Annotated in this window: 6 protein-coding genes; 2 read left to right on the top strand and 4 right to left on the bottom strand. The window is 49.8% G+C overall.

What is annotated here, in order from left to right; genetic code table 11:
• Positions 1-61 (bottom strand): hypothetical protein (locus tag INT84_RS24320; protein WP_225658749.1); only part of this gene is annotated, 61 nt, incomplete at its 3' end.
• A 78-nt stretch (positions 62-139) separates the two neighbouring features.
• Positions 140-3,124 carry a Tn3 family transposase gene (locus tag INT84_RS24015; RefSeq protein WP_194208763.1) on the bottom strand — a complete coding sequence of 995 codons (2,985 nt, stop codon included), beginning with the start codon at positions 3,122-3,124 and terminating at the stop codon, positions 140-142.
• 159 nt (positions 3,125-3,283) lie between these two features.
• On the opposite strand from INT84_RS24015, the gene INT84_RS24010 reads away from it, so the two are divergent.
• On the top strand, positions 3,284-3,862 hold the full coding sequence (locus tag INT84_RS24010) for a recombinase family protein (RefSeq protein WP_194208762.1): 579 nt from the start codon (positions 3,284-3,286) through the stop codon (positions 3,860-3,862).
• 112 nt (positions 3,863-3,974) lie between these two features.
• Here INT84_RS24010 and INT84_RS24005 read toward each other — a convergent pair whose 3' ends face one another.
• Both INT84_RS24005 and INT84_RS24000 read right to left on the bottom strand, forming a co-directional pair.
• Positions 3,975-5,351 carry an MFS transporter gene (locus INT84_RS24005; protein WP_252000524.1) on the bottom strand — a complete coding sequence of 459 codons (1,377 nt, stop codon included), beginning with the start codon at positions 5,349-5,351 and terminating at the stop codon, positions 3,975-3,977.
• Positions 5,352-5,375: 24 nt separating this feature from the next.
• Positions 5,376-7,427 carry a TIM-barrel domain-containing protein gene (locus INT84_RS24000; protein WP_370529705.1) on the bottom strand — a complete coding sequence of 684 codons (2,052 nt, stop codon included), beginning with the start codon at positions 7,425-7,427 and terminating at the stop codon, positions 5,376-5,378.
• A gap of 243 nt (positions 7,428-7,670) precedes the next feature.
• Between INT84_RS24000 and INT84_RS23995 the strand changes: the two genes are divergently transcribed.
• On the top strand, positions 7,671-8,681 hold the full coding sequence (locus INT84_RS23995) for a LacI family DNA-binding transcriptional regulator (protein WP_194208759.1): 1,011 nt from the start codon (positions 7,671-7,673) through the stop codon (positions 8,679-8,681).
• Positions 8,682-9,206: the final 525 nt, after the last annotated feature.

The raw sequence follows: 9,206 nt of genomic DNA, 5'->3' as shown, positions 1-9,206 counted from the left end.
GGCAATGAATATGGAAAGAGTTTTTACCCAGATCGATACCAATGAGCGCAATGTTTTCCATGATAGTTCTCCGAATGAAAGCCTGTCCTCAGCATAGTACCGGGAAGGAGGGAGTGACCATCTCATTAAATATCCTACGCTAAGCCTGTTTTTTGTACAATTCGGTGTCGACTGTGCGTAATGAGCGGTATTTTCCGGACCCTAGCTTAATATTATTACGCCAGACGTAATCGCCACTCAGATTGATATGTTCCCAGCCCAGGGGAGAAAGATGAGATACCAGTTGATTATTAATCGGAATACCTTTTCGTTTTAGTGACTCAATGGCTCTTTCTATATATACCGTGTTCCATAACGTGATCGCCGCAGTCAGTAACGTCAGTCCACTGGCGCGGTAGCTCTGATTCTCCAGCCCACGATCCCTGATTTCACCCAGCCGGTGCATAAACACCGCTCGCGCAAGGGCATTACGGGCCTCCCCCTTATTCAGCCCTGCCTGTACACGTCGGCGCAGCCCGGGATCACGAAACCAGTCCAGCATAAACAGCGTCCGCTCGATGCGGCCAATCTCTCTCAGCGCTTTGGCTAGTCCATTCTGTTTTGGGTAACTGGCCAACTTTTTAATCATCAGCGATGCGGTGACAGTCCCCTGTTTAATCGAGGCTGCTAGGCGTAATATCTCATCCCAGTGCGCCTCAATGTCTTTGATATTCAGGCTGGTTGTTGATATGACGGACTGAAGCCCCGGATAGCGCTCGGCCTTTCCATGAATAAACAGCCGCTTGTCATGAAGATCCCGGATCCTCGGTGCAAAAGCGAATCCCAGCAGATGCATCAGAGCGAAAACATGTTCAGTGAAACCTGCGGTATCGGTGTAATGCTCGGTAATTTCCAGATCGCTTTCATGATACAGCAGACCATCAAGCACATGGGTTGAGTCGCGCACCCGGCTGATCACTTTGGCGTAGAACGGGCTATATTGGTCTGAGATATGCGTGTAAATCTGCACGCCTGGCTCCTGACCATATTTAAGATTGACCTGACCGGCATAACGCCCGTGACTGCCTACCCGAAAGTTTTGCCCGTCTGACGACGATGTTGTACCGTCGCCCCAGAATGCAGCCAGAGGTCGCGCTTTCTGAGCGTTGACCAGCTCGGCCAGTGCCGCTGAATAGGTTTCATCCCTGATGTACCATGCCTGAATACCTTCGAGTGACGATTTTGTTGCCCCCGGGCAGGACTCCGCCATTTTTGTCAGCCCCAGATTGATGCCGTCGGCCAGAATAGTGGTCAGCAACAGTCTTCCGTCTTTTGGTCTGACGTTATTATTTTTGAGGTGTGCGAAGTGACGCGTAAACCCCGTCCAGTTGTCCACTTCTTCCAGTATCTCCGTAATTTTCGGATGAGGAAGCATGCCATAAACCAAATCGGCAAAGGGGGAAGCCCCCGAAGGAACACTGTTCTCCAGCGGAGTGATTTTTACGCCTTTATCTGAGATATCAACATCGGGCAAATCACCGGCAAGAGCCATCGCGTTAACTTCTTCCAGACGCGATGCAAGAAGCGTCATACGGGCCTGAAGGTATGCCCGGCAATCGGTCTGAACGGCCAGTTGTAACTGGTCATTATGTCGGGATTTCTCAAACTCAGCAGCCGGGATGAGATAATCATCAAAATTTCTGTAGCGGCGCGATCCTTTTACCCATATATCACCGGATCGTAACGCCCCCTTGAGTTCATTCATTACGCAAAACTCGTAGTACTTGCGGTCGATTCCTGAAGGCGTCAGTACCAGTTTTCGCCAGCTTTCAGGGATAAATCCTGTTGGAGCTGCTGGCGGAACTTTACGAAGTTGTTTACGGTACATGTCCCTGATGGTGTCCAGCGCATCGCTGAGTGTCTGCGCGGGAGGTGTCGCGATGAACTGCAATGCTGAAAGCATACGCGGGGCGTATTTACGCAGCGTACTGTATTTTTCGGTGATCAGGTGAAGCGGGTCGAAATTGCCCTTACGGGACAGAAACTGCGTTTCTTCCAGGCTGTTGATGAACTCCTGCCAGGGAAGGACATCTTCTATCGCTGCCCAGGGATCTTCACCGGATTCTCTGGCATGCAGCAGTGCCTGACCGACAGTAACATATTGCTTCAACTTGCTCTGGATGAGTTTCCCCGTCAGCTGAAGCCTCTCGGCTTGTGTGCGTTTTGCCCGACTGAATAGAGTCCCCAGAATACGTTCGTGCAGTTCGATAACCTCATCAGTCAGTGTGGCCTGCGCTTCCTGAATGACGCAAACCAGCGTAGCGTAACGTCTGACATCGGTGAATTTTGCCAGATCTCTGCTGCTCATTTTCCGGCCCTCACGCGCCAGCTTAAGCAACCTGTTCTGGTGAATGGAAAGCGTAATACCATCAGGCAATCCCAGCGCGGCGATGGAATTAAGCCGGTCGATATGTTGCAGCACGTTCTTACCGTTGATTTTACCCGGAGGCTGAAGTAACCATGCCAGGCGGGAAGCTTGTTCACCCTCTGATTTGAGCAGACTGTCGAGTGCTGATTTATGCTGCTTTTCCAGTTGTGCGGTAAGTGCTGAAAATACCGCTCTATCAGCGAGCGTGACGGCTTCGGCAAGCGTCCGTTCGATCACATCAACAGAAGGGAAAATAACATTATTGCTATGTAGCCAACTGAGCATTTCTTCCGCCAGCATAAACCCTTTGTCTGTTCGCATCGCATAGGGATGCAGATGCCGGATACAGTCTTTTTGCAGTGATCGGCTGAACGGAGATAATTTCAGGTATCGATAAAGCTCAGTCAGATGTTCCCAGCGGGTTTGCTCTCTTGAAGCATATTCCGGCCATAAATCAGGCTGAAGCTTCAGTCGGGAAGCGATTCTGGATATGACGCTACTGTGAGGGACATTGCTTTTGTCCGGAATAAATCCAGGTCCACGCAGATAACAGAGTAATACAGCAAAGCCCAGGCGATTTGCTGGCCGCCGGTGTTTATTAATGAGTGCAATATCCTGTTCATTCAGAAAACACATTCGGGTCAGAATAATTTCATCATCTGGAATAACCAGCAAGCGCTCCTGCTCTTCACTGCTCAGTATCTGTCGCCGTGGCATAAATGCTTCCCTCGCGTATAGTTTCCATATGTTATGGATTGGCTATGACCGAAACCGGTCGGTTTCGTACACCAGGCTGACAATGTGTCCGAAAGTCAGCGAAATTTGTTTCGTACATGCGTTATAATTCGGACACCCTTTTCGTACGGAAAGTTTCCTATGTCACGAGTTTTTGCCTACTGCCGGGTCTCCACTTTGGAGCAGACCACAGAAAACCAGCGTCGTGAAATTGAAGCGGCAGGTTTTGCCATCAGACCGCAACGATTGATTGAAGAACATATCAGTGGTTCGGTTGCTGCCAGTGAGCGGCCAGGCTTCACCAGACTGCTTGACCGTATGGAGAATGGCGATGTGCTGATTGTTACCAAACTCGACCGACTTGGGCGCAATGCGATGGATATAAGAAAAACGGTGGAACAGCTGGCTGCTTCAGATATTCGCGTTCACTGCCTCGCTCTGGGTGGAGTGGATCTGACCAGCCCGGCAGGAAAAATGACCATGCAAGTCATCTCAGCTGTAGCTGAATTTGAAAGGGATTTGCTGCTTGAACGTACACACTCTGGTATTGCGCGAGCAAAAGCAGCAGGAAAACGGTTTGGACGTCCTTCAGCACTGAATGAAGAACAGAAAATTACGGTGATTACACGGATAAACGCTGGAATCAGCATCAGCGCCATTGCGCGGGAATTCAACACCTCCCGGCAAACGATACTCCGGGTAAAGACAAAACAGCAATAAACCTGAGTTCTTGGCTGGACGGTCTGCTATGTGCCTGGAGTGGACATTACTATTTTGATAGACACCTATGTAGAAGAGAGGCTGATAACTCAGCCTCTGGCATTCAACAGTTTTACTTTCTGGTGGCCATCTCTGTGCGCATGTGTTCTTCCATAGCATTATCGATGCGGAAAAAATAGACCACCACCGCCAGCAGCATATGCAGGACACCGGGGATCACCGTAGAGAGCAACGTTATGCCGCCCAGTGATAACGGCGTCTGATGTTCCTGCCCGGCATGGTATGAAATCACGCTCAGCGTCACGCTGATAATGACACCGGCAACAGCCCAAGCCAGCTTCACGAAAAAAAGATTAAAGGCAAAGCTCATTCCGGATGCCCGCGTCCCAGATTTCCACTCACCGTAACTGTCGGCGAAGGCGACAAGGGTGAAATGCATGGGCAGTAAAAAACCCAACACCACGCAGCAGACAAAAACGAGAACCAGCCAGAAGGTGGTATATCCGGCAGGCACAAACCAGACGGCATAATGTGCCACGGCCAGCAGAACGTTCACGGCAAAGTAGATTCGACGGATCTCAAAATAGCGGGTGAACCAGGTGACCAGCACGGATCCTGTTACGCCGCCCAATGTTGCCAGACCAAAAAACAGGGATGTATAGGTGGCGTCGCCATGCAAGACATAGGTAATAAAATAGAGCGCTGAACCGCCTTTGGTATTAAAAATGCTGATCAGAAGCAGCGACATAAAAAACGTCAAAATCAGCTGATCATTTTTACGAATACTGCGCAGGCTGTCTTTTAAATTAAACGCATGCGTTGCCAGAGTATTGACGCGTTCTTTTACCCCACCGTAGCAAATAAGAAACATCACCATCGCCGCCGTGGCCAGCACGGCCACGCCCAATTGATAGCCTTTCGCCTGGTCGCCCTGTCCAAACCATGACACCATCACCGGCAGTCCGACAGAGACAATGAAACCCGCCACGCCGCACAGTACGAAACGATAAGACTGGCAGGAGATTAACTCCTGTGGGTTGGTGGTCAGTTTGGTGATGAGCGCACAGTACGGCACATTATTCAGCGAATAGAGCAATGACAGGCCGAAATAGGTCAGCACGGCATAGAGAATTTTCCAGCCGGTGCCGATATCCGGCACCGTGAAGGTTAAAAATAAAATCAATCCTAAGGGGACCGCCGTCCACAGCAGGAAAGGGCGGAATTGTCCTTTAGCTGAACGGTTTCTGTCTGCAATGATCCCGATAACCGGATCGGAAATGGCGTCAATGACGCGCAGGACCAGAAATAACGTTCCTACGATGGCCGGTGTCAGCCCAAAAATATCGGTATAAAAGAAGGTGAGAAAGTTCGAGATTAAACCTGTAACAATTGTGCCGCCAGCGTCACCAAATCCATAGCTTATTTTTTCTCTTACGCTTAAAGCGACACTGCCTTTATTAACGGCAGTAGATGCCGGACTATCGGTAATATGAGCCATAGTTAACCTCAAAGGTCAGAAGAGTAAGTTCAGGTATTCCAGAACCGGGCTGTTCTTTTTAATGAACACCGGAATACTGTTCAGTGGGGTGGGCACAGAGATAAAACGACCACCGCTCAGGGCTTCACGGGTGTTCATGTCTATCCATGTCTCTCCCTCTGGCAGCCACACCCGACGATGCTGCTGCGTGGCTGACATGACCGGGGCGACGAGAATATCGGGGCCAAACAGATACTGATCTTCCAGCGCCCAACTCTGGGGCTGTGCGCTGTAGTGGTAGAACATCGGGCGCATCAGGGGCTCCCCGGTCAGGTGGGCATGGCGCATAAGCTCACGGAGATAGGGTTTGAGTTGCTGACGTAACTGGCTGAAATGGGTAAGGATCTCGCAGGTCTTTTCCCCAAAGCTCCAGAGCTCGTTCCCGGCACCGGTATTGCACTGGGGGATGCCGTCACGGAAGGGGATTTCAGGTTCGGTTATCGGATCCCGGTGGCCGTGCATACGTAAGACCGGGCTGAATACCGCCCACTGGAACCAGCGAATGAGCAGTTCATGAAATGCCGGATCATCGACATTCCCACCATGAAAGCCACCGATGTCCGTTGTCCACCAGGCGATGCCGGAAAGGCCCATGCTGAGACCGGCGCAAAGTTGATTACGCATGGCGTCCCAAGAAGAGTGAATATCGCCGGACCACACCAGCGCACCGTAACGCTGGCTGCCTGCCCAGGCGCAACGCACAAGATTGACTGGGTTTGCCTCACCTTCTGCGACTAACCCCTCATAAAATGCCTGGGTGTAATGCAGCGGGTAAATATTCCCTTTCTCAAGTGTATTGCCGATGTGATAGCGGAAATTATCAAAGTCATATACCCCATATTCTGGCTCGGCTTCGTCGAGCCAGAACAGACGTACGCCTTGATCGAAATAATTCTTCCGGCATTTTTCCCAGATGAATTTTCTGGCATCGGGGTGGGTGACATCGATAAAACGCGAATTGCCGAGAAAGTCAAAATTGATATTCAGACCTTTCAGCGTATTTACCAGGTAGCCTTTTTCGTTCATCTCCGCATAATTTTCGCTGCGGTAATCAACGGTTGGCCAGACGGATACCATCAGCTTCGTACCCATCGCGTTAAGTTCTTCGGTCATTGCCTGAGGATCGGGCCATTCTCTGCTATCGAATTTCCAGTCGCCCTGAACCGGCCAGTGGAAAAAGTCGGCGACAATAACCGAGAGCGGGATCCCTCTTTTGTGATATTCCCTGGCGACGCCGAGCAGTTCATCCTGCGTGCGGTAGCGCAGTTTGGATTGCCATAAGCCCAGTCCGTAGTCTGGCATTTCGGGCGGGGTACCCGTGACGCGGGCATAATTGCGCAGAATGTCGGCCGGAGATGAGCCTGCGGTGATCCAATAATCCATACAGGTTGCGGCCTGCGATGTCCAGCGAGTGACATTTCGGGCAAATGTCGCTTCGCCAATAGCCGGGTTGTTCCACAGAAAACCATAGCCCAGGCTGGACATCATAAATGGCACTGACGCCTGTGAATTTCTCTGGGCCAGCTCAACGCTGCAGCCTTTCAGATTTAAAAACGGCTGCTGATACTGCCCCATGCCGGCGATATGTTCATCGGGTTCCGATTCAAATGACACGGTAATGCGCGAGGCATTGCCTGATAATGGCTTAAATTCGCGCCCGGAGATTTTCAGCGCGCTGATGTTTTCCGGATGTCCGCCACCTGCGGCCCAGAAGTGCTCACCGTTATCGCGCTGTCGCCACATTTCTTTGAGCAATAATTTGCCTGCACTGTTTCTGAATTCCAGCCGTCCCTGAATATCAACGCGGGCAGAAATATCCCCGTTAATGATGGTGACATCAGTGTCTGATTCAAGGAATCTGGCCTGTGGTGAATCAACATCGAGTAACGCAGAGAGGGGCGCGTGGTCAATATCTTCGGTATAACCAGCTAATACTCGCAGCCCATCGTTACCCCACGGAATGATGTGCATCGCCATACCATTGTAGTGCCATTTTAGTCGATTGTTTTCAATATTAAGTGAGTCAATATAACGCATGCTATATCCTTTTCTCATGGATTCCGTAAACGTTTACGGTTTTTCTATATATAATGGAATACGTTTAATTTAGAAAGTGAGGATGGCTGAAAGATTCATGTTCTGTGATCTGGTAACCATTTTATGGCCCGGCTAGCATATACGTTTATCTTTAATAAGACGGTCTGGTATACTTCCAGAAATTAAAGTGTCTTTGTTAATATATATAGCGTTTTTATCCATACAGGGAATGCAATGAACATCACCGAGTTGGCAAAAGTTCTTGGAATTTCAATTGCTACAGTATCACGGGCTCTGAATGACCATCCTGAGGTAAGCGCCAAAACGCGGGAGCGGGTCAGAGCGGCCGCCATCAAGTATGATTACAATCCCAACGCTGCGGGGCGGAGTTTGCGCAGCGGCAAGTCGTATTCAACGGTACTGTTACTCCCGCCGGGGGATGCGGATAACTTTTATACCGCATCCTTTTTCATGCGCATTGCGGCGCAAATGCAGTATGACCTTAATGCCAATGGAATCGACACCTTTATCCACTTATTCTCCACCCAGGAAGAAGAGCTGGACTGGATTAATAATGCAATAACCCGGCAAAAAGTGGATGCGCTAATATTAACAGGGACACAGGTGAATGACCGCAGAATTAATTTTCTGCAAAATTCGAATTTCCCATTTATTACATTCGGGAGAAGTCATACGCACCAGAAAAATTACAGTTCGGTCGATTTTAATTTTGAAGATGTTGTGGCGGATTCAGTTTACCGAGCCTGTAAAAAGGGGCATCAGCGCGTGGGGTTAGTGACGCTGGGTAACGACAGTATGCAGGGAAAAATTGTTTATGACGCCTGGCAAAGGGAAACCGCGCGATGGAAACTCTCCGCTGATCCGGCGTTGGTTTTTTGGGGGGAAATCAGCGAAAAATCTGGCTTTGACGCGATGCATTATTTCCATTCCCTGGGCGACGATGCGCCAGATTACATTCTCTGTATATCTGATTTACAGGCCGTCGGAGCCAGTTTTTATGCCAGTGCATCCGGTTTCCGTCGCCCGCTTTGTGCCGCCGTGTTCAGCAGCGATATCCCCGCGTTTCTAGATACCCGACCAGAAGGGTATGAAGTACCCTACAAGCAAGTGGGAAAGGCACTGGCGAGCCTAGTACTGGAGTCGCTGGAAAAACAGGCTTCCCGTGAAATACTGTGCGATCTGAACTTTAATTCCAGCAAGATGCATAGCGTAAAAAATGGGTAGCAGATGTCTAAGGCTTCAACATTTTAGGATACCTCGTAAGATTGCTCAGCGATACGGGTAACAGACGATCCCCAGTACGGCCTCGACTTTGATTATTCATTCCAGGGGTCACTGGTTAACGATAGCGCTATTACGTGTTATTCAGGCAACAATCGGATAGCCAGCCATGCCCGGAGTTTATATATCTGTTTCTTCCCAAATGTCACTCAAGAGTGTGACTGACGTTTCATCAGGGCATTGAACAGGTCGTCCTGCTCAAGAAAACGCTGAGATTTGTTCGTCGTAGGGGCTTTACGCCTGCGTGATAGCAATGTCCGGACTGAAGCAAAGTTCAAATGTTCGATTCTCGCTCAACGCTGCCTATCATGCCTGCTTAAAAAACAGTCTTAGCGTGGGATAATTAATGAGATGGTCACTCCCTCCTTCCCGGTACTATGCTGAGGACAGGCTTTCATTCGGAGAACTATCATGGAAAACATTGCGCTCATTGGTATCGATCTGGGTAAAAACTCTTTCCATATTCAT

It is taken from the genome of Superficieibacter sp. 1612_C1 (assembly GCF_015234305.1).
Taxonomy (GTDB): Bacteria; Pseudomonadota; Gammaproteobacteria; order Enterobacterales; family Enterobacteriaceae; genus Superficieibacter.
Note: the sequence above shows the minus strand (reverse complement) of the source record. Positions and strands in the feature narration are given on the sequence as shown.